General features: G+C 58.6%; 21 protein-coding genes. 11 read left to right on the top strand and 10 right to left on the bottom strand.

What is annotated here, in order from left to right; translation table 11 throughout:
• Positions 1-121: 121 nt before the first annotated feature.
• From ALP40_RS06700 to ALP40_RS06690, 3 genes are read right to left on the bottom strand one after another with little or no spacing between them, the layout of a single operon-like run.
• Positions 122-751 (bottom strand): SOS response-associated peptidase, encoded by a 630-nt coding sequence (locus ALP40_RS06700; RefSeq protein WP_122207520.1) that lies wholly within the window; start codon positions 749-751, stop codon positions 122-124.
• Between the two features lie 32 nt (positions 752-783).
• The gene (locus ALP40_RS06695) at positions 784-1047 is read right to left on the bottom strand and encodes a putative signal transducing protein (protein WP_122207519.1); all 264 of its coding nucleotides are present in this window, start codon (positions 1045-1047) and stop codon (positions 784-786) included.
• Positions 1047-1229: a CPXCG motif-containing cysteine-rich protein gene (locus ALP40_RS06690; protein WP_025996322.1), complete on the bottom strand. Its 183-nt coding sequence runs from the start codon at positions 1227-1229 to the stop codon at positions 1047-1049. The genes ALP40_RS06695 and ALP40_RS06690 overlap by 1 nt, the downstream gene beginning before the upstream one ends.
• A 105-nt stretch (positions 1230-1334) precedes the next feature.
• Here ALP40_RS06690 and ALP40_RS06685 point away from each other — a divergent pair, with 105 nt between their 5' ends.
• From ALP40_RS06685 to ALP40_RS06670, 3 genes are all read left to right on the top strand, one after another.
• Positions 1335-2498 (top strand): 1-acyl-sn-glycerol-3-phosphate acyltransferase, encoded by a 1164-nt coding sequence (locus ALP40_RS06685; protein ID WP_183136007.1) that lies wholly within the window; start codon positions 1335-1337, stop codon positions 2496-2498.
• 721 nt (positions 2499-3219) lie between these two features.
• Positions 3220-3726: an AAA family ATPase gene (locus tag ALP40_RS06675; RefSeq protein WP_122207517.1), complete on the top strand. Its 507-nt coding sequence runs from the start codon at positions 3220-3222 to the stop codon at positions 3724-3726.
• A 264-nt stretch (positions 3727-3990) separates the two neighbouring features.
• The gene (locus ALP40_RS06670) at positions 3991-4197 is read left to right on the top strand and encodes a hypothetical protein (RefSeq protein ID WP_122207516.1); all 207 of its coding nucleotides are present in this window, start codon (positions 3991-3993) and stop codon (positions 4195-4197) included.
• Positions 4198-4269: 72 nt separating this feature from the next.
• Here the strand turns inward: ALP40_RS06670 and ALP40_RS06665 are convergent, their stop codons facing one another.
• Positions 4270-4854: a YajG family lipoprotein gene (locus ALP40_RS06665; RefSeq protein WP_122207515.1), complete on the bottom strand. Its 585-nt coding sequence runs from the start codon at positions 4852-4854 to the stop codon at positions 4270-4272.
• 204 nt (positions 4855-5058) lie between these two features.
• Here ALP40_RS06665 and ALP40_RS06660 point away from each other — a divergent pair, with 204 nt between their 5' ends.
• Complete coding sequence (locus ALP40_RS06660) at positions 5059-5292, top strand: hypothetical protein (RefSeq protein WP_122207514.1); 234 nt, start codon at positions 5059-5061, stop codon at positions 5290-5292.
• A gap of 725 nt (positions 5293-6017) precedes the next feature.
• Positions 6018-7526, top strand: coding sequence for a malate dehydrogenase (quinone) (gene mqo, locus ALP40_RS06655; protein ID WP_122207513.1), 1509 nt, complete (start codon positions 6018-6020; stop codon positions 7524-7526).
• Between the two features lie 78 nt (positions 7527-7604).
• On the opposite strand, the gene ALP40_RS06650 is transcribed toward mqo, so the two are convergent.
• Positions 7605-8501 (bottom strand): homocysteine S-methyltransferase family protein, encoded by an 897-nt coding sequence (locus ALP40_RS06650; protein WP_122207512.1) that lies wholly within the window; start codon positions 8499-8501, stop codon positions 7605-7607.
• Positions 8502-8611: 110 nt separating this feature from the next.
• Between ALP40_RS06650 and ALP40_RS06645 the strand changes: the two genes are divergently transcribed.
• Positions 8612-9433: an ABC transporter substrate-binding protein gene (locus tag ALP40_RS06645; RefSeq protein ID WP_122207511.1), complete on the top strand. Its 822-nt coding sequence runs from the start codon at positions 8612-8614 to the stop codon at positions 9431-9433.
• Positions 9430-10257 (top strand): amino acid ABC transporter permease, encoded by an 828-nt coding sequence (locus ALP40_RS06640; RefSeq protein WP_122207510.1) that lies wholly within the window; start codon positions 9430-9432, stop codon positions 10255-10257. Before ALP40_RS06645 ends, ALP40_RS06640 begins: the two co-directional genes overlap by 4 nt.
• A 303-nt stretch (positions 10258-10560) precedes the next feature.
• Here the strand turns inward: ALP40_RS06640 and ALP40_RS06635 are convergent, their stop codons facing one another.
• The 3 genes from ALP40_RS06635 to ALP40_RS06625 form a co-directional block, all read right to left on the bottom strand.
• The gene (locus ALP40_RS06635; protein WP_004879753.1) at positions 10561-10848 is read right to left on the bottom strand and encodes a PA4642 family protein; all 288 of its coding nucleotides are present in this window, start codon (positions 10846-10848) and stop codon (positions 10561-10563) included.
• Between the two features lie 64 nt (positions 10849-10912).
• Complete coding sequence (locus tag ALP40_RS06630) at positions 10913-11407, bottom strand: hypothetical protein (RefSeq protein WP_122207509.1); 495 nt, start codon at positions 11405-11407, stop codon at positions 10913-10915.
• A 70-nt stretch (positions 11408-11477) separates the two neighbouring features.
• Positions 11478-12035, bottom strand: a complete 558-nt coding sequence (locus ALP40_RS06625) for a hypoxanthine-guanine phosphoribosyltransferase (RefSeq protein WP_004879756.1) — start codon at positions 12033-12035, stop codon at positions 11478-11480.
• A 212-nt stretch (positions 12036-12247) separates the two neighbouring features.
• Between ALP40_RS06625 and upp the strand changes: the two genes are divergently transcribed.
• The gene (gene upp, locus ALP40_RS06620; RefSeq protein ID WP_122207508.1) at positions 12248-12886 is read left to right on the top strand and encodes a uracil phosphoribosyltransferase; all 639 of its coding nucleotides are present in this window, start codon (positions 12248-12250) and stop codon (positions 12884-12886) included.
• 4 nt (positions 12887-12890) lie between these two features.
• Complete coding sequence (locus tag ALP40_RS06615; protein ID WP_122207507.1) at positions 12891-14168, top strand: uracil-xanthine permease family protein; 1278 nt, start codon at positions 12891-12893, stop codon at positions 14166-14168.
• A 233-nt stretch (positions 14169-14401) separates the two neighbouring features.
• On the opposite strand, the gene hemH is transcribed toward ALP40_RS06615, so the two are convergent.
• Together hemH and ALP40_RS06605 are read right to left on the bottom strand one after the other, a co-directional pair.
• On the bottom strand, positions 14402-15424 hold the full coding sequence (gene hemH, locus ALP40_RS06610; RefSeq protein WP_122207506.1) for a ferrochelatase: 1023 nt from the start codon (positions 15422-15424) through the stop codon (positions 14402-14404).
• A gap of 23 nt (positions 15425-15447) precedes the next feature.
• Positions 15448-16350: a TIGR01777 family oxidoreductase gene (locus ALP40_RS06605; RefSeq protein ID WP_122207505.1), complete on the bottom strand. Its 903-nt coding sequence runs from the start codon at positions 16348-16350 to the stop codon at positions 15448-15450.
• 299 nt (positions 16351-16649) lie between these two features.
• On the opposite strand from ALP40_RS06605, the gene ALP40_RS06600 reads away from it, so the two are divergent.
• The gene (locus ALP40_RS06600) at positions 16650-17636 is read left to right on the top strand and encodes an NAD(P)/FAD-dependent oxidoreductase (RefSeq protein ID WP_122207504.1); all 987 of its coding nucleotides are present in this window, start codon (positions 16650-16652) and stop codon (positions 17634-17636) included.
• Positions 17633-17848, top strand: coding sequence for a TIGR02450 family Trp-rich protein (locus ALP40_RS06595; RefSeq protein WP_122207503.1), 216 nt, complete (start codon positions 17633-17635; stop codon positions 17846-17848). The genes ALP40_RS06600 and ALP40_RS06595 overlap by 4 nt, the downstream gene beginning before the upstream one ends.
• Positions 17849-18016 lie beyond the last annotated feature (168 nt).

Here is an 18016-nt window from a genome sequence, read left to right as displayed (position 1 = left end):
AGGGTGTGAACACACCCAGCGCCAGATACCAGCCAATTGCCATATTGGTACATGGCAAGACCGAATGGTTCCTTATGGATGTCAGGTGTGTATCAGACAGGTAACCGCTTGTAAGCCATTATTAACTCAACGGCGTCAGACACTCAGGTGCATTGAGTTTCGGGTCGTTCACAAAACTGGCCAGCGGTCGCTCACGCAATGCGGCCTGCGGGGCAGCCAGCAAGGCCTGCAATTTGGGCAGTGGCGTATCGGCCGCCAGCCAGGCTTTCTGACCTTCGGCATCCAGAATCAAGGGACGGCGCTGAGTGGCGGCCGCCTGGGTGACCACCGCAACACTTAGATAGGTGTGACCTTGAACCGGGTACGCCTCCCAAATCGCCGCAAAAAACAGTGCCGAGCCCTCGCCCGGCGTCAGCCAGAACGGGCGCTTGCGCGAGGTGCCGCGCCACTCGTAGAAGCCGTTGGCGGGAAGCAGGCAGCGTCGCTTGCTGAACGCCTCGCGAAACATTGGCTGCTCAGCCACGGTTTCAGCACGGGCATGCGCAGGGGTTTTCGACAGGTCCGTCAGCCAGGCCGGCGTCAGGCCCCAGCGGGCACGCACCAGCTCTACATCGCCGTCGACCTCGGCAGCACGCATGATCAGTACCCAGTCGGCCGGGGAAATATTCCATTGCGCCTGCTGGTCAGCCGGAAAACCGGGCAAGGCCGCAAACGCGGGCGTCCAGCGAAACAGGGCATAACGTCCACACATGAGGGGTAATCGGACTCTTTAAAGGAAGGCGCTCAGCACACCAGTACATCGGGAAAACTGTCCGGCTCATCGCCACCGGACAATGGCGAAGCTGCATTGTACGCAGTGATCAGTTCGCGTGCGCGCTCGACCTTGTCATCCTCGACAGTGATCCACAACAGGCCGAACACCGGCAGCTCGCCCATGCCACCCAGAAGATCACGCCCTGTAAGGCCCGCGTCGATTCCCTCACTGGCCAGCATTCCTTGCAGCAGCTCGCCTTCCATGAGGTTTTCCGGCTCGTAGATTCTCTGCATTACTCGTTCTCGGTGCGTACATCCAGCGTCCATTGCTCGCCGTCGGTCTGGAGGTCGAATACGATCGGACGGCAGCAAACCTGACAGTCTTCAATATACTGTTGATCACCGCCGGACAGATCCAGTAACGCCTCCACGGGCTCGCCGCAGTAAGGGCAGTCGTAACTCTGTAATTCCTGCATCGCGGTCTCCGGGATCAGTTGTGCGTATAATTGCGCCATTCTTTGAAGGTTGTCGTGAAAAACCTGCCTTCTTTTTACCCTATCCGATTCCAACAAGAGAGCATGATGGGCGAATTCGATGCCATCCGACCTTACAACGATTCAGAAGTCCCAGCCGTTCTGGCACGTCTGCTGAGTGATAAAGCCTTTCTCGCGATTCTGACCAAATTTCGTTTCCCTCGTCTGGCGCCTGCGTTGGGCTGGTTTCTGCAACCGACCCTGGCCCGCAAACTGCGCCGTGAGTTCGCCGGTATCGATTCGGTCGCAACGCTGCAGGATAAAGTCGAGTACTACGTCGATCACACCATCGAGCGCGCTACCGATGGCGTGACGTACACAGGCGTGGAGCAACTCAAATCCGGCAGCGCCTATCTGTTTCTGGCCAATCATCGCGATATCGTGATGGACCCCGCGTTCGTCAACTATGCCGTGTATCACGCAGGCCTGCCTACGCCGCGCATTGCCATTGGTGACAACCTGCTGCAGAAGCCCTTTGTCAGCGATCTGATGCGCCTGAACAAGAGCTTTATCGTGCACCGTTCGATCATCGGGCGACGCGAAAAGATGGCGGCTTATCAACTGCTGTCGGCCTACATCAACCACTCGATCACCAAGGATTGCCAGTCCATCTGGATCGCCCAGGCCGAAGGTCGCGCCAAGGACGGAGATGACCGTACCGAATCGGCGATCCTGAAAATGTTCCACATGAGCCGCAAGGACGAGCCTTTTGGTGACGTGATCCGCTCGCTGAATCTGACCCCGGTGTCGATCAGCTACGAATACGATCCGTGCGACCAGGCCAAGGCTCGCGAGCTGTATATCCGCGCAACCACGGGCGTTTACACCAAAACCCCGGGCGAGGATGACGTCAGTATCGCGCTGGGCATCACCGGCTATAAAGGCCGCGTACACGTCAACTTCGCCCCGCCGATCACCGAGCATTTCGAAGACACCAAGCAACTGGCTATCGAAATGGACCGGCAGATTCTCGGCGGCTATCGCCTGTTCCCGGTGCATTACCTGGCGTATGCGCAATGGGCCGATGCCGACCCGAGCCTGAATGTGCCGCTGGCGGCCGACCTGTTCCCTGCCGACGAACTCAATCGCACCAGGGATGAATGGGAAAGCCGACTGGCCGGCGCACCTGCCGAGCATCGGCCTTATCTGGTGCAGCAGTACGCGATGCCGGTGCGTAACCAGTATCGGGTCAAGGCAGGGTTGGCGCTTTAAATCGCGGGCGATCGTGCCAATGCTCCGCGTTGGCATGATCAACACCGTTATTGACCGGCAAAACCCGATATCCCGTGGAGCGGACTTGTCCGCGAAGGAGCCCGTACAGCCCCGGAAGTAAGCGTTCAGCCAAGTCATCTTGCGTGATTTCAACCGATATCAACTGATAGGCGAGCGGCTTGCTCGGTATCGTTTGCCCCTCGGCTCCCCTTGTCATCGCCAGGCTGTAGCAGTCTGATTAAACTTCAGGGACTGGTAATTAGGCGGGACATGACCGTTGAGTGAAATATTGAGTGTACTGGCTGAGATTGTTTTCCAAGCGATTTGCTTCCCTATCGGCTGGCCTTTTATGAAGGCCCTTACCTTGGGGAAGTATCCTGCTAAAGGCTCCTGGTTTTCAATAACCCCTTCAGCCCAATGGACGTCTGCGATTGGGCTAGCCGTTTTGGTCATCGCAATGATGGCGGCAATGAGGCAGTTCGTGCTTGCTTAGCAAATGGCTAAGCAAGCAGAGAAGCCTGCATAACTACCTACTCCGGCTTGGCGAGTGACTTCGGCGGACGTTGAGAGGCGTCTGACTGATCTTACGTATTGAAGCGCTTCGTTTTGCAAGTTTGATTAGCAACTCGCTTGGCGACGCAGGGAGCGAGCGAGACTGGGCAACGGTTACCGCAGGACTGGCCAAGGCTTACAGTAAGCCACCCAATGTGAAGGACACACAATGCTTATCGTATTCAGCGGCCTGCCTGGCACCGGAAAAACTACTATTGCCAAGGAGCTCGTCGCTACGGTAGCCGCTCTCTACCTGCGTATCGATACGATTGAGCAAGCGATTCGAAACTCCGGCGCACTTGCCCAAGACGTCGGGCACAGCGGTTACATGGTCGCTAATGAGCTTGCGCTGAGTAATCTTTATCTAGGCCGTACAGTCATCGTTGATTGTGTAAATCCGGTGACCGAAAGCCGAATGAGCTGGAGTGAAGTTGCCTCGAAGGCGGACGTCCGGCTAATGAATATTGAAGTGATTTGCTCGGATAAAAGTGAACATCAGCGCCGCGTAGAAACGAGGCTGGGTGATATTCCCGGGCTCACTCCACCCACTTGGGAATCTGTGCTGGATCACGAATACGAAGCGTGGACCGAAGTTCCATTTCGCATAGACACTGCCTTTACTTCGCCGGTGCAAGCAGTATCGATGCTCACCAAACACCTGCTGCGCGATTCGTAACGTCCGCTGAGCGCAATGTGAGCAGGTGTGATTACCGTACCCCTAAAACAGGGCGTCCGAACCATAGCCTTCGTGAGCGAGCTCACTCCCACGCGGCCTGTCATTCACGGCCAGACGCTTATAGCGACCAGTCCGGACCACAGGGCATTAGTCTGCTCGCATCATCCTGTAAGAACTTTCCCTGCCGCTGTCACCTAACCGTAACGCACCACCGGCATTGTGTGGCTCCTCAAGAAACGGACTTCCTTCCTTTTGGAGCTTGTCATGCTGCACGCAAAAAACCAGGACCGCCTTTATTTGATTGCCCAGAGCGATGAACAGCAGGAGCTGGTCGACGCCTGGTCTTTCAATGTTCAAGACCGCCACTGGCTGGTCTACTGTGCCTTGGGTGGCCATGTTCATCACGACCTCCCCGACATGGATCAGGACACCGGCTTAAGCTTTCTGGACTTTTATCAGCAGGCAGCCTGACCCGCCCCGATCCTGCAGACGTAAAAAAGCCCGGCCCTCTCATTGAGGGCCGGGCTTTTTATGCGCAGTGATTTACTGCGACAGGGTCGAACCGATGGTCGGGTCCTGGAACACGCGGGTCAGCGCATCGCTCAGAACATCGCTCACCAGTTTGGTGTTGGTTTCCTGATTCGGCGCCATGCCAAAACGCTGGTCCAGCGATGCAGCGTAGCGGCCGCTGTAGTTACGACCATTGTTGCGCACGTCGGCGCGGAAGGTCGAACTGATCGTGGCTTCGGTTACGTACAGGCCTTCTTTAGGCGACTGGTACTTGAGGTCAGCCAGGGTCACGGTCAACTGAGGTGCGTTGCCGCCACCCTGAGTCGGCGTGAAGCCCAACAGACGTACGGCCGCTTCAGCCTGGGCTTGCAGCTTGGGCACGATGTCGTTGCCGCTGACGCTGATGGAGCTGGTTTCCGGGTACATACCGCCACGTGTGCCCAGCGTCGGGCCGGGACGGCCGTCCACTACCCGCACGATGACCGGCTGGCCGCGTCCGACGGGCGCAAGCTGTGCGTTCAGCTTGGGTTGGGGGCTGAGTTGTTGCGGGCTGTGGGCACAGCCCACCAGGGTCAAACTGCTTACAGCAAGCAAACCGAACAAAATGCGACGCAGCATGCTCATCTCTCCGTGGGCCAGACACTAAATGTGCCGCAGTATAGCGGCGTGCGACACCTGCGAACCAGTGTCCGCCAATGGGTAAGGCTAGGACCGCCACACATCTGCGATGGTTCAGGCCTGCGAGGTGTAATCAGGGCGTCATATCAAGGCGGCAGACTTGCCTTCACTGCCTCGACGCTCACCCATGATAGGAGCTGCGCCATGAATCTGTTCTGGTCCCTGTTCACCGCACGCCCACAGCATCGTCATTACGCTCGCGTGGATCATGCGGGTGTCTGCCGTGCATTCAAACACTGCGCCGAGCCTCCTTCAGGGCATGAGTGGGTCGAAGTCAGCGAACAGAAGCTGGGCTGGCTGAATCAGCCCTTGCCCGCCAGCGCACGTATTGCGCAGCGTGACATGCCGAGAACGCGTCGCCAGCTCATCACCGCCTGACCCGATCAAGAATAAAAGTCACTTAGACCGATCAATTTCTGTCGTTTCATCGTTATAATCACCCCCCGATTATAAGGACGTCTCCTGATCGGGCCTCGCAGCATTGCTAATCACCGTATTAGCGCCTCCGTTCTGCCCACAGAGAGCCGCCCACACAGGTCATTGCACGCCGGTGTGCTCGATGAATGGTGCAGAATCGCTCGAATCCTATCGAACCTTTCTGGTCTGTCAGCGCCTCACTCTGTATGCATCGATCTGCCAGAGCTGCTACCGCAGCCATTTTTGAGGTTTGGTTCACGTTTCCAAAAGAACGTGAAAAACGGTTTCACTACTTCACAAGAGTGTGGCGAGCAAATGAATAGGTACGCGTTTGTAAATGCACCATCAGCGTCTGAACCGGCCCTTTTGAACAGGACTGACCGCGACTGCGCCTCCATCACCGGAGCCTGAAGACTGTCGACGGGGACGGGTCACTCAGGTGACCGATGCCTTGACGATGGTCGAATGGCCGAGCGGGCTTGAAAATGCGTTCATGCCGTACTGATGAACCTTTCACGAGCCTGACCGGGACCTGCGCTTGAGATGCAAAAAATTGCGAAGAATCGGACAGATGATCCTGGCCGGGAAGCGATGGGCACAACCCAGACCCTTGCCCCGACATTCCGGCACACAGCCTCAGGATCGTATGCCGTCAATTTGGTGCTGCAGATTTTGGAGACGCGTTAATGGCGCATAACGAAGCAGTCGATGTAGTACTGGTCGGAGCCGGCATCATGAGTGCCACCCTGGCCGTACTGCTCAAAGAGCTCGACCCCGGCCTCAAGCTGGAAGTCGTTGAGCTCATGGATTCCGGTGCTGCTGAGAGTTCCAACCCCTGGAACAACGCAGGCACCGGCCATGCCGGCCTGTGCGAACTCAATTACACCCCGCCCGCTGCCGATGGTTCCATCGACATCAAGAAAGCGGTGCATATCAACACCCAGTTCGAAGTCTCGAAGCAATTCTGGGCCTACCTGGCCCGCAAGGGCACCTTCGGCTCTGCCAGGTCGTTCATCAATCCGGTGCCGCACCTGAGCTTCGTTCAGGGCGAAAACGGCATCTCGTTCCTCAAGACCCGTTTTGAGGCCATGCGCAAACATCACGCGTTCTCGTCGATGGAGTACACCGAAGACAAGGCCAAGCTGGCCGAGTGGATGCCGCTGATGATGCCGGGCCGCCCAGCCGACGAAAAGATCGCGGCAACCCGCATGATGAATGGCACCGACGTCAACTTCGGTGCACTGACCAATCAGTTGCTCAAGCATTTGTCCAGCGCGCCGGACGCGCAGGTCAAATACTGCAAGCGCGTGACCGACCTGACCCGCAAGGGCGATGGCTGGACCGTGACCATCAAAGACGTGAACAGCGGCGGCACCCGTCAGATCGACGCCAAGTTCGTGTTCCTGGGCGCTGGCGGTGCGGCGTTACCGTTGCTGCAGATGTCCGGCATCGAAGAAAGCAAAGGTTTCGGCGGTTTTCCGGTCAGCGGCCAGTGGCTGCGTTGCGACAACCCTGAAGTGGTCAAGCATCACCAGGCCAAGGTCTACAGCCAGGCAGCGGTCGGTTCGCCGCCCATGTCGGTGCCGCACCTTGATACCCGCGTGGTCGATGGCAAGAAGTCCCTGCTGTTCGGACCTTATGCCGGGTTCACCACCAAGTTCCTGAAGCACGGCTCGTTCCTCGATCTGCCGCTGTCGGTGCGTGTGGCTAACATCAAGCCGATGCTGGCCGTGGCCCGCGACAACATGGACCTGACCAAATACCTGGTCAGCGAAGTGATGCAGTCGATGGAGCAGCGCCTGGAGTCCCTGCGTCGTTTCTACCCTGAGGCGAAAGCTGAAGACTGGCGCCTGGAAGTGGCCGGTCAGCGCGTGCAGATCATCAAGAAAGACGCCAAGAAAGGCGGCGTGCTGCAATTCGGCACCGAGCTGGTTTCGGCCAAAGATGGTTCGCTCGCCGCACTGCTGGGTGCCTCACCAGGTGCATCGGTTACCGTATCGATCATGCTGGAGTTGCTCGAACGCTGCTTCCCGGAAAAAACCCGCACCGAGTGGGCTGCCAAGCTCAACGAGATTTTCCCGGCTCGGGAGAAGGCGCTGGAAACCGACGCAGCGCTGTATGAACGCGTCAGCAGCCAGAACGACGAGAATCTGGAACTGACCGAAAAGACCAGTCAGGAACAGACCTTCGCCTGATTCGACTGCTGTTGAACTGAAAACCCCGTGGACTCTCGGAGCCACGGGGTTTTTCTTTGCGCTATCCGAAGCCATCGATTACAGGCTGCGAGACAGTACCGCGATATGCTCTGGACCAATGCCGCAGCAACCACCAATGTGGGTGGCACCACGCTTAACCCAGTCAGATGCCCATTGCTGATAGCCCTGCGGATCTAAATCCTCACGCAACTCATCCAGGCCATCGTTGGCCTTGGCGTCCTTGGGTTGCGGCGGGAAGGCATTGGCATAAGCACCGATGGCGATATCGACGTTCAACGCTTTGAACACATCGCGTGCCGCATCGATGGCACCGCCAATTACTTCCGGCTGGCTGCAATTGAACAGCAGCGTCGCGACACCCATTTCAGCCGCTGCCTTGGCAGCCTCCGCCACCGGCTCGCCGGAACGCAGACGCGGTACTTCGTCGGTGTCTTCGTCCTGCAACGTGAAGGACAGCCAGAACGGTTTGCCGTCGGCTGGCAGCCCTGTGCGAATGGTTTGCGCTTCAAGAATGCAGCTCTGGGTTTCGGCCAGCCACAAATCTACATAAGGCGTCAGACCGGCGACCAGAGGCTCCAGGATTTCGGCAGCACGCTCCGGTTTGTACAAGTCAGGACGGTAAGAACCGAACAGTGGCGGAATGGAGCCTGCGACACGCGCACGTCCCCCGGACGCATCGGCCGATGCCCGTGCCAGTTTGCCGGCCAGTGCCGCCAACGCCTGGCCTTCCTTCGCAAAACGCTTTTCGCCAATGTGAAACGGCACTACCGCGTAACTGTTACTGGTAATCACCTGAGCGCCACTTTCGATGTAAGCCGCGTGCACGTCGCTGACCGCTTCGGGTGCTTCGCTCAACGCCAGCGCGGACCACTCAGGTTGGCGAAATGGCGCGCCGCGACGCTGTAGTTCGCGGCCCATGCCGCCATCGAGAATTACAGTTGAGCCTTGGGTCATAGCTGATCTACTTATATGTATATGAAAAAAACTCATTATGAGTCAGTCTTGTATAACGTATTTAATACGGCACTTTCGACAAACTACAAACACTTTCTCAGGGGACATCCGTGAAACTTAGCGCTTTGCTGGGCATTGGCCTGGTTACTCTGGCCGCCTCCACTCAAGCCCTGGCCGGCGCCACACTGGACCGCGTTCAGAAGAACAAAGAGCTGGTGAACGTCCTCATGGAAAGTTACCCGCCCTTCTCTTTCCTTAACGACAAGAACGAACTGGACGGCTTTGACGTCGATGTCGCCAAGGCGGTCGCCCAGAAGCTGGGCGTCAAGTTGCGCCTTGAAACACCGTCCTGGGACGTGATCGCAGCCGGGCGCTGGAGCGGTCGTTACGACATCTGCGTTTGCTCGATGACCCCGAGCAAGGCCCGCGCTGAAGTGTTCAACTTCCCGGTCGAGTATTACGCGTCGCCTGCAGTGATCGTGGTCAACGCCAAGGATGACCGCATTCACTCGGCCAAGGACTTGAGCGCCAAAAAGGTCGGCCTGACCAGTGCATCGAGCTATGAAAGTTACCTGAACAAGAACCTGGTCATCGAAGGCGCCGAAGACAAGCCGCTGCAATACCCGTTCGAGAACGTGCAGATCGCGCCGTACGACAACGACAACGTGGCGTTCCAGGACTTGGGCCTCGGCGCTGGCGTGCGTCTGGATGCGGTGCTGACCAATCTGGTGACCGCCAAACCGCGGCTGGATCAGGACAAGCGCTTCAAGCTGGCGGGCGAGTCGCTGTACGAAGAGCCCAACTTCGTCGCCATCGAGAAGAATGATCCGGAGTGGGATGCCAAGGTTCGCGAAGTATTCGCCGAGCTGAAAAAGGACGGCACCCTGAGCAAGTTGTCGCAAAAGTGGATCGGCGCCGATATCAGTAAATGACTTCTTTCCCACGCCCACCCGAGCAGGCCGATGAAAGCCTGCTCAAACGAATCTTCGGTTTCCGCACCCGGCTTTACCTGACCTGGCTCGTCATGTTCGTGCTGTTTGCAGGGTTTTTCCTGAGCTTCGACCTGAAGCTGTCGATCATTCTCGACAAGCTGCCCAACCTGATCGGGCTGCATCTTGCGCCCAATGGCTTTCTGCAGGGTGCGGCACTGACGCTGTTCGTTTCGTTGTGCTCGATCATCGTCTCGGTGGTGCTGGGCTTCGTCACCGCCCTGGCGCGACTGTCCAGCAGCGCCGTGGCTTTTGGCATCGCCAGTTTCTACGCCTCGTTCTTTCGCGGCACACCGCTGCTGATCCAGATTCTGCTGATCTACTTGGGCTTGCCACAGGTGGGGATTGTGCCAGGCGCGATCATGGCCGGTGTGATCGCCCTGTCGCTGAACTACGGGGCCTACCTGAGCGAGATTTTTCGTGCCGGGATCATTGGGGTGGCGGCGGGACAGAGCGAGGCGGCACTGGCGCTGGGGCTGCGTCCCACCCAGATATTCTGGCGCGTCACCCTGCCTCAGGCCATGCGCACCATCATCCCGCCGACGACTAACCAGTTCATTTCGATGCTCAAGGATTCGTCACTGATTTCGGTGATGGGCGTCTGGGAAGTGATGTTTCTGGCGCAATCCTACGGCCGGTCCAGCTATCGCTACATCGAAATGCTGACCACCGCAGCGGTGCTGTACTGGATTATGTCGATCGGCCTGGAGCTGTTGCAGTCCAGGCTTGAGCGGCATTACGGCAAGGCTTACAAGGCCCGCAAGTAACTCAGAGTCGCTTCAGATCGTGCCCACGCTCCGCGTCACATTCGAGAGCGTCCTGGGCGGCGCTACCACGCAGAGCGCCCATTGTAATGCGCATCTGGAGCGGGCACTTTTTCGCCCATAGAAGCGGGCCGGGCGACGCTCCGCTTGTCCGCGAAAGCTGGTACATCCGACGAAGATCCAGCGTCTGAAGCGCAGCATTCGCGGACAAGTCCGCTCCCACGTTCAGGCATCGTATTCCTCCATGAGGATATGTGTATAACGATGAGCGCAGAGCATGGGCACGATCATTGAACCGAAAAACGCTTAGCCGCGCGCCTGTTCAATCAGCTCGATGTATTCCTCGGCGTTGCGCTGATCCTTGATCAGGGCGATGAAGTCGTTGCCGTGCTCGTCCTTGCCGTCGAAGTCATGACCGGCTTCCTTGAAGAACACCAGAAAGCGCTCGAAATCGTTGATACGCAGGCCACGATAGGCCTTGATCAGTTTGTGCAGCGACGGCGACGTGGCGTCGTAGGGTTCGAAGTTAAGGAACAGTTTGATCTGCTCGTCACCGATCTCATCGCCAATCAACTGTTTCTTGTCTTTACGCATTGCAGGCTCCAGCTAATCGCACACGTTCACGGGCGGGCAGTTTACCCCCCTGCGAGCATACGGCTCAACGCGCGCGTGCAGGCGTGGTGTGCAGATCGGCCCAGATATGGCCGTTGGCGTAGCTGATGAACTGGCAATACACCTTTTCGTTGCGCAACAGGTCCACCAGCACCCGGTATTGGGCCAGCGGGTAGTAAAGCGTCAGGGTGCGCGAGGGCTCGTCGTAAGCGGGCTTCTTCAAGCTCTTGCTGTCGCCCGCATCGAAGTGGACCAGAACCTGCGAGATGGATGCGCCCTTGTTCAAGGACTTGCCCTTGAGGCGCAACAGCAACGGCGAGGTGACCGGAATCGGCTGCTGGCTCGACGTTCTCTGATTCCCCGCAACGATGGTGTATTCGGTGACCCGCATCAATTGCTGCTGTTCGTGTTCGCCGGCACGCAGACTTGACTCGTCGGGTGGCAGGTATTGCTCATGCATGGGGCTGGCCGACACCGGTGCGACAACTGTCAGACCCGACAACAGCGACAGCGCAAAGGCGCCCGACATCAGTAGCTTCATGCAGAATTGTCCTTGAGCAGTGCGGATGAACGCTGCCCCGGGCTGTTGCCAGAGCAGCGATCAGGCAGTTTTACATGCCTTTGACGGCGTAGATACCGGCAGCGTTGCGCCAGTAGCCTTTGTAGTCCATGCCAAAACCGAAGATGTAACGGTCGATGCACGGCAGGCCGACGTAGTTGGCTTTAAGGTCCGGGCGAGCCTTGCGGTCGTGGTCCTTGTCGATCAGCACGGCGGTATGCACAGCACGGGCACCCGCGTGTTTACAGAAATCGATGATCGCGCCCAGCGTGTGGCCTTCATCGAGAATGTCGTCGATGATCAGCACGTCACGGTCGATGAACGACACTTCCGGCTTGGCTTTCCAGAACAGGTCGCCACCGGTGGTTTCGTTGCGATAGCGGGTCGCGTGCAGATAAGACGCTTCCAGCGGGAAATTAAGATGCGTCAACAGCTTGCCCGAAAAGATCAGGCCGCCATTCATCACGCAAAACACAACCGGGTTGCGTTCTGCCAGTTCGGCATTGATCTGCGCGCCGACGCGAGCGATGGCAGCATCGACTTCGGCCTCTGTGTACAGGCAGTCAGCCTCGCGCATGATTTGACGGATATGCTCGAGATCAGCAGACATGAAGCGCTCTCCAGGTGGGGGCAGTGTAAGAAAAGCGGGCAAAGGTACGCATCCGTTCGGCTCAGGGCAAGCGATTCTGGACTAACGTTGCGAGTGTCTTCTAAAAGCTGCGAACGTCCAAGTAGCAGAACAATACTGCACACATCGTAAGACAGTATCGGCTGAATAGATTAACCTAGGCCGTTTTTTTGCCCCCGCTGGAGCCTTTCCTTATGCCCATTCGTGAGATCCGTCATCCGCTGATCCGCCACAAGCTCGGCCTGATGCGCCGCGCAGACATCAGCACCAAGAATTTCCGTGAGCTGGCTCAGGAAGTGGGTGCTCTGCTTACTTATGAAGCCACCGCTGACCTGACCCTGGAAAACTACGACATTCAGGGCTGGGCCGGAACCGTGTCGGTCGAGAAAATCGCCGGCAAGAAAATCACCGTTGTGCCCATCCTGCGCGCTGGCATCGGCATGCTCGACGGCGTGCTCAGCCTGATTCCGGGCGCCAAGGTCAGCGCCGTGGGCGTGGCCCGCAACGAAGAAACCCTGCAAGCCCACACCTACCTTGAAAAGCTGGTGCCCGAAATCGACGAGCGCCTGGCGATGATCATCGACCCGATGCTCGCTACCGGCAGCTCGATGGTCGCGACCATCGACCTGCTCAAGAAAGCCGGTTGCAAGGAAATCCGCGCAATGGTGCTGGTTGCCGCCCCGGAAGGGATCGCGGCCGTGGAGCACGCGCACCCGGACGTGATGATCTACACCGCGTCCATCGACGAACGCCTCAACGAGCACGGCTACATCATCCCGGGCCTTGGCGATGCCGGTGACAAGATTTTCGGCACCAAACAGAAGGACGCATAACCCGATGACGCAGCACGAGTTCAACGATCCACTGTGGCGTACGGTCCTTTCCGGTGCGCAAATGCTGTTCGTGGCTTTTGGCGCGCTGGTCTTGATGCCGCTGATCACCGGACTCGATCCCAACGTTGCCTTGTTCACCGCAGGTCTGGGCACGCTGCTGTTCCAGATCGTGACCGGTCGCCAGGTGCCTGTGTTTCTGGCGTCGAGCTTTGCCTTCATTACCCCGATCATTCTCGCCAAGGGCCAGTTCGGTCTGGCAGCGACGATGGGCGGCGTGATGGCGGCAGGTTTCGTCTACACCTTCCTGGGCCTTGCCGTGAAGATCAAAGGCACCGGTTTCATCGACCGCCTGCTGCCGCCTGTGGTGATTGGTCCGGTGATCATTTCCATCGGCCTGGCAATGGCACCGATTGCCGCCAACATGGCGATGGGCAAAACCGGTGATGGCGCCGAGCTGATTCACTACCAGACCGCCATGCTGATCTCGATGCCTGCGCTGCTGACCACGCTGATCGTGGCGGTGTTCGGCAAGGGCATCTTCCGCCTGGTGCCGATCATCTCGGGCGTGCTGGTCGGATTTGCCTTGTCGTTCTATTTTGGCGTGGTCGACACCGCGAAGATTGCCGCTGCTCCGTGGCTGGCCATCCCGCACTTCACCGCGCCGGAATTCAACTGGCAGGCGATCCTGTTCATCGTGCCGGTTGCGCTGGCGCCTGCCATCGAACACATCGGTGGCGTGATTGCAGTGGGCAGTGTCACCGGTCGCGATTACCTGAAGACGCCGGGGCTGCACCGCACGCTGTTCGGTGACGGCATCGCCACCACGGCAGCCGGCCTGTTCGGCGGACCACCCAACACCACGTACGCCGAAGTGACGGGCGCGGTGATGCTGACCAAGAACTACAACCCGAAAATCATGACCTGGGCCTCGGTCTTTGCAATCACCCTGGCGTTCATCGGCAAGTTCGGCGCGCTGCTGCAGAGCATTCCGGTGCCCGTGATGGGTGGAATTCTGTGCCTGCTGTTCGGCTCGATTGCGGCGGTGGGCATGAACACGCTGATCCGCCACAAGATCGACCTGTCGGAAGCGCGCAATCTGGTGATCGTTTCGGTGACGCTGGTGTTTGGTATCGGTGGCGTGTTGATCGGTACGGGCACCGGCCCGGATGACTTCGGCATGAAAGGCATCGCCCTCTGCGCCGTGACCGCCATTGTGCTGAACCTGATCCTGCCGGGGAATGACAGCTGGAAGAACAAACAGCTGGATGATCAGTTGCCGTAAGCGCCTTGATCGTCACACTCTGCGTCACCTCAGGCGCGGAGCGTCCGGTTGTACACAAGTCTTGCTGATATCCCGTGGGCGCGAGCTTGCTCGCGAATAGGCCGGTACAGCCCTGAAGACAGGGGCATTTGAACTAAAGCCCTCGTGAGCAAGCTCTCTCCCACAGGGATAAATGCATTCACGGTGAGTTCTATTCAGCCCGGGACGCTCTGCGTCCCGGTTGGGTGAGCACCTCACAGCATCAACGGCGCACGCTCGCAAAGTTTGTTCAGCTCTTTCGCCCAGTTCGGGTCGTCGTTCAGGCAAGGCACCAGTACCAACTCCTCCCCTCCCGCTTCCTTAAACTGCTCGGCACCGCGGTCGCCAATCTCTTCCAGCGTCTCGATGCAGTCGGCAACGAACGCCGGGCACATGACCAGCAGCTTTTTCACGCCCTGGGCCGCGAGCTCTTCGAGACGCGCTTCGGTGTAGGGTTCGATCCACTTGGCGCGCCCCAGGCGCGACTGGAACGACACCGACCACTTGCCGTCCGGGATGCCCATGCGCTTGGCAAACGCCGCAGCCGATTGCAAGCATTGGGCACGGTAGCAGGTGGCAAGCACTTCTGCGGGAGCCGTCATGCAGCAGTCTTCCTTGAAGCAATGCTTGCCGGTCGGGTCGAGCTTGTGCAGATGCCGTTCCGGCAGACCGTGGAAGCTCAACAGCAAGTGATCGTGTGGCTGCTCCAGATGCGGGCGCACGTTTTCGACCAATGCATTGAGGTATTCCGGTTGATCGAAGAACGGCTGCAACAACGAAAACTGCATCCTCAGCGACTTGGCCCGCACCACGCGCTTGGCCTCTTCGATGACGGTGGTCACCGTGCTGTCGGCGAACTGCGGGTACAAAGGCGCCAGCGTGACTTTCTTGAAGCCCTGCTCCGCCAGCCGTGTCAGCACCGTTTCAATGGACGGCTCGCCGTAACGCATCGCCAGCTCGACCGGGCCGTGAACCCACTCCTTTTTCATCGCCTGTTGCAAACGCTTGCTCAGCACCACCAACGGCGAGCCCTCGTCCCACCAGATCGACGCATAGGCGTGGGCAGATTGTTCGGGACGCTTGATCAGGATCAGCGACACCAACAGTCTGCGCACCGGCCACGGCAGGTCGATGACGTAAGGGTCCATCAGGAACTGGTTGAGGTAGCTACGCACATCTGCCACTTGGGTGGAAGCAGGCGAACCCAGGTTGACTAGCAACAACGCGTGATCGGTCATGCAACATCCTAATTCAATGGCTTTCAGTGTCGACCCAGCAAATCCTGCAGGGCGGTTTTCAAATCGGTGAAGCGGAACGTGAAACCGGCTTGCTGCAAACGATCAGGCTGCGCACGCTGACCACCGAGCAGCAGCACCGATAACTCTCCCAGTAACACTTTCAGGGCCAGCGCCGGCATTGGCATGAACGCCGGGCGATGGAGAATCCCGGCAAGGGTCTTGGCGAAGTCGCGATTGCGCACCGCCGCCGGGGCGCAAAGATTATAAGGGCCTCGTGCGTCATCGAGATTCAACAGAAAATCAATGGCCGCGATTTGGTCATCGACGTGGATCCAGGGCATCCACTGACGGCCATTGCCGATAGGACCGCCCATGCCGAACTTGAACGGAGGTAACAGTTTTTGCAGAAAACCGCCCCGGTCGGACAACACCAGACCGGTGCGGATCACGACCACACGCACACCCAGCGCTTCGCCACGCTGCGCGGTCTCTTCCCAGGCGCCGCACAACTGACTGGCAAAATCCTGCTTGGCGGGGTTGGACGTTTCGTTCAGTTCACGCTCACCACTGTCGCCGTACCAGCCGACTGCGGATCCGGAAATCATCAATGCAGGCTTTTGACTGCGCTTGTCCATCCACGCCAGCAATTGCTCGGTCAGGCCGATACGGCTGTCCCACAGCATCAACCGGCGCTTGCGCGTCCAGGGTCGGTCGGCAATCGGCGCGCCTGCCAGGTTGACGACCGCATCGACAGGCTGATCGCCCAGTTCGTCGAGACGGGCAATGCCCTTCACCGATGATCCGCACAACTGGGCAACGTCAGCGGGCTGTCGGCTCCAGACGGTCAACTGATGGCCCTGAGCGGACCAGTGTCGGCAAAGCGCTCGTCCTATCAAACCAGTACCGCCGGTCAGCAATATGTGCATGGCAGGTTACCTCGCGTGGCGTTCGTGGCTGTTGAGTAGTCTATTTTTTAAAGGTGACGCTTATCCAGACAACGAAACCATTGACTGAACAATAGGCCACACCTGAACGGACTGGAGCTTTACTGCCCGCTCGGGTGGTTGGCCCATTGTCGATTGGCAGCAGACTGAACGTCTTCGACCTTCAAGGTTGCAGAGTGGCTCACAACAATATTGAGAACCCCTGCAAGTTATACCAAACAAGAAGATTGTACAGGTTTTAACTACGGCGTAGTCTGTGCAGACAAGGTAACGAGGCCCCTATGACTGTCCCTATCGCAATCATCGGTACCGGTATCGCCGGACTTTCAGCAGCCCAGGCGCTCACTGCGGCCGGGCACGAGGTACATCTGTTCGACAAAAGCCGCGGCAGCGGCGGTCGGATGTCGAGCAAACGCAGCGACGCCGGGTCGCTGGACATGGGCGCGCAATATTTCACGGCGCGTGATCGCCGCTTCGCAGCGGCCGTCAAGCAATGGCAAGCCCAAGGCCATGTCGCCGAGTGGACCCCTTCGCTCTACAACTTCCACGGCAACAGGCTCAGCCCGTCGCCCGACGAACAGGTGCGCTGGGTGGGCAAGCCGGGCATGAGCGCCATTACCCGGGCCATGCGCGGCGATTTGCCGGTGTCGTTCTCATGCCGCATCACCGACGTGTTTCGCGGTGAACAGCACTGGAACCTGCTGGACGCCGAGGGCGAGAGCCACGGTCCGTTCAGCCACGTCATCATCGCCACCCCAGCTCCTCAGGCCACCCCACTGTTGGCTGCCGCACCGAAACTGGCCAGCGTCGTGGCCGGCGTCAAGATGGACCCGACCTGGGCCGTCGCCCTGGCGTTCAGCACACCGCTGCAAACGCCTATGCAGGGATGCTTCGTGCAGGACAGCCCGATTGACTGGCTGGCACGCAATCGCAGCAAACCTGAACGCGACGACACGCTGGATACCTGGATTCTGCATGCCACCAGCCAGTGGAGCAGGCAGCACCTGGACATGCCCAAGGAAGAAGTCGTCGAACAATTGAAAGGCGCATTTGCAGAAATGATCGACTGCACCATGCCCGACCCAGTGTTCAGCCTCGCCCATCGCTGGTTGTACGCCAGACCGGCTGGTTCCCACGAGTGGGGCGCGCTGTCCGATGCCGATCTGGGCATTTACGTGTGCGGCGACTGGTGCCTGTCGGGCCGGGTCGAAGGTGCATGGCTCAGCGGTCAGGAAGCCGCACGTCGCCTACTGGAACACGCCCAATGAATCAGATCAATCCACGTAAACTGCTGCTGTCGAAATGGACAGCAGCCACCCCGGTCAATCGTGAAAAACACTTTCTGGTGACCGAGCTGTTCAAGGACGAAGAAGGCACGGTGCTGGAGATCGAACTGCAGGCGGTGCTGACCCAGCGCAGCGAACGTCTGCCGTGGCAAGTGTTGCAGGCAGCCGACGTCTGGCGGATGGGCTGGAAGTAAGACGGCCTGTTGTAGGCGCAGATCGAGCTGCGCTCCACATGTTCGAGAAACGGCCGGTACATCCGGCGAAAATGCGGTGGCTGAAGTCATGCATTCGCGGACAAGTCCGCTCCCACAGTCGTCCGGTGTTTGCTGCACGGCAGCATTACACCGAAGGCAGGGCGACGC

Source organism: Pseudomonas viridiflava (genome assembly GCF_003702045.1).
Taxonomy (GTDB): Bacteria; Pseudomonadota; Gammaproteobacteria; order Pseudomonadales; family Pseudomonadaceae; genus Aquipseudomonas; species Aquipseudomonas viridiflava_C.
This window is presented reverse-complemented; position numbering and strand designations above follow the sequence as displayed.

Bases quoted from the DNA above. Each gene is read 5' to 3' on its own strand.
- ALP40_RS06595 (WP_122207503.1), top strand. From the start codon at position 17,633: ATGAATCAGATCAATCCACGTAAACTGCTGCTGTCGAAATGGACAGCA.
- ALP40_RS06660 (WP_122207514.1), top strand. From the start codon at position 5,059: ATGAATCTGTTCTGGTCCCTGTTCACCGCACGCCCACAGCATCGTCAT.
- ALP40_RS06640 (WP_122207510.1), top strand. From the start codon at position 9,430: ATGACTTCTTTCCCACGCCCACCCGAGCAGGCCGATGAAAGCCTGCTC.
- ALP40_RS06615 (WP_122207507.1), top strand. From the start codon at position 12,891: ATGACGCAGCACGAGTTCAACGATCCACTGTGGCGTACGGTCCTTTCC.
- upp (WP_122207508.1), top strand. From the start codon at position 12,248: ATGCCCATTCGTGAGATCCGTCATCCGCTGATCCGCCACAAGCTCGGC.
- ALP40_RS06630 (WP_122207509.1), bottom strand. From the start codon at position 11,407: ATGAAGCTACTGATGTCGGGCGCCTTTGCGCTGTCGCTGTTGTCGGGT.
- ALP40_RS06665 (WP_122207515.1), bottom strand. From the start codon at position 4,854: ATGCTGCGTCGCATTTTGTTCGGTTTGCTTGCTGTAAGCAGTTTGACC.
- ALP40_RS06690 (WP_025996322.1), bottom strand. From the start codon at position 1,229: ATGCAGGAATTACAGAGTTACGACTGCCCTTACTGCGGCGAGCCCGTG.
- ALP40_RS06625 (WP_004879756.1), bottom strand. From the start codon at position 12,035: ATGTCTGCTGATCTCGAGCATATCCGTCAAATCATGCGCGAGGCTGAC.
- ALP40_RS06685 (WP_183136007.1), top strand. From the start codon at position 1,335: ATGGGCGAATTCGATGCCATCCGACCTTACAACGATTCAGAAGTCCCA.
- ALP40_RS06675 (WP_122207517.1), top strand. From the start codon at position 3,220: ATGCTTATCGTATTCAGCGGCCTGCCTGGCACCGGAAAAACTACTATT.
- ALP40_RS06635 (WP_004879753.1), bottom strand. From the start codon at position 10,848: ATGCGTAAAGACAAGAAACAGTTGATTGGCGATGAGATCGGTGACGAG.
- mqo (WP_122207513.1), top strand. From the start codon at position 6,018: ATGGCGCATAACGAAGCAGTCGATGTAGTACTGGTCGGAGCCGGCATC.
- ALP40_RS06695 (WP_122207519.1), bottom strand. From the start codon at position 1,047: ATGCAGAGAATCTACGAGCCGGAAAACCTCATGGAAGGCGAGCTGCTG.
- ALP40_RS06605 (WP_122207505.1), bottom strand. From the start codon at position 16,350: ATGCACATATTGCTGACCGGCGGTACTGGTTTGATAGGACGAGCGCTT.
- ALP40_RS06650 (WP_122207512.1), bottom strand. From the start codon at position 8,501: ATGACCCAAGGCTCAACTGTAATTCTCGATGGCGGCATGGGCCGCGAA.
- hemH (WP_122207506.1), bottom strand. From the start codon at position 15,424: ATGACCGATCACGCGTTGTTGCTAGTCAACCTGGGTTCGCCTGCTTCC.
- ALP40_RS06670 (WP_122207516.1), top strand. From the start codon at position 3,991: ATGCTGCACGCAAAAAACCAGGACCGCCTTTATTTGATTGCCCAGAGC.
- ALP40_RS06700 (WP_122207520.1), bottom strand. From the start codon at position 751: ATGTGTGGACGTTATGCCCTGTTTCGCTGGACGCCCGCGTTTGCGGCC.
- ALP40_RS06600 (WP_122207504.1), top strand. From the start codon at position 16,650: ATGACTGTCCCTATCGCAATCATCGGTACCGGTATCGCCGGACTTTCA.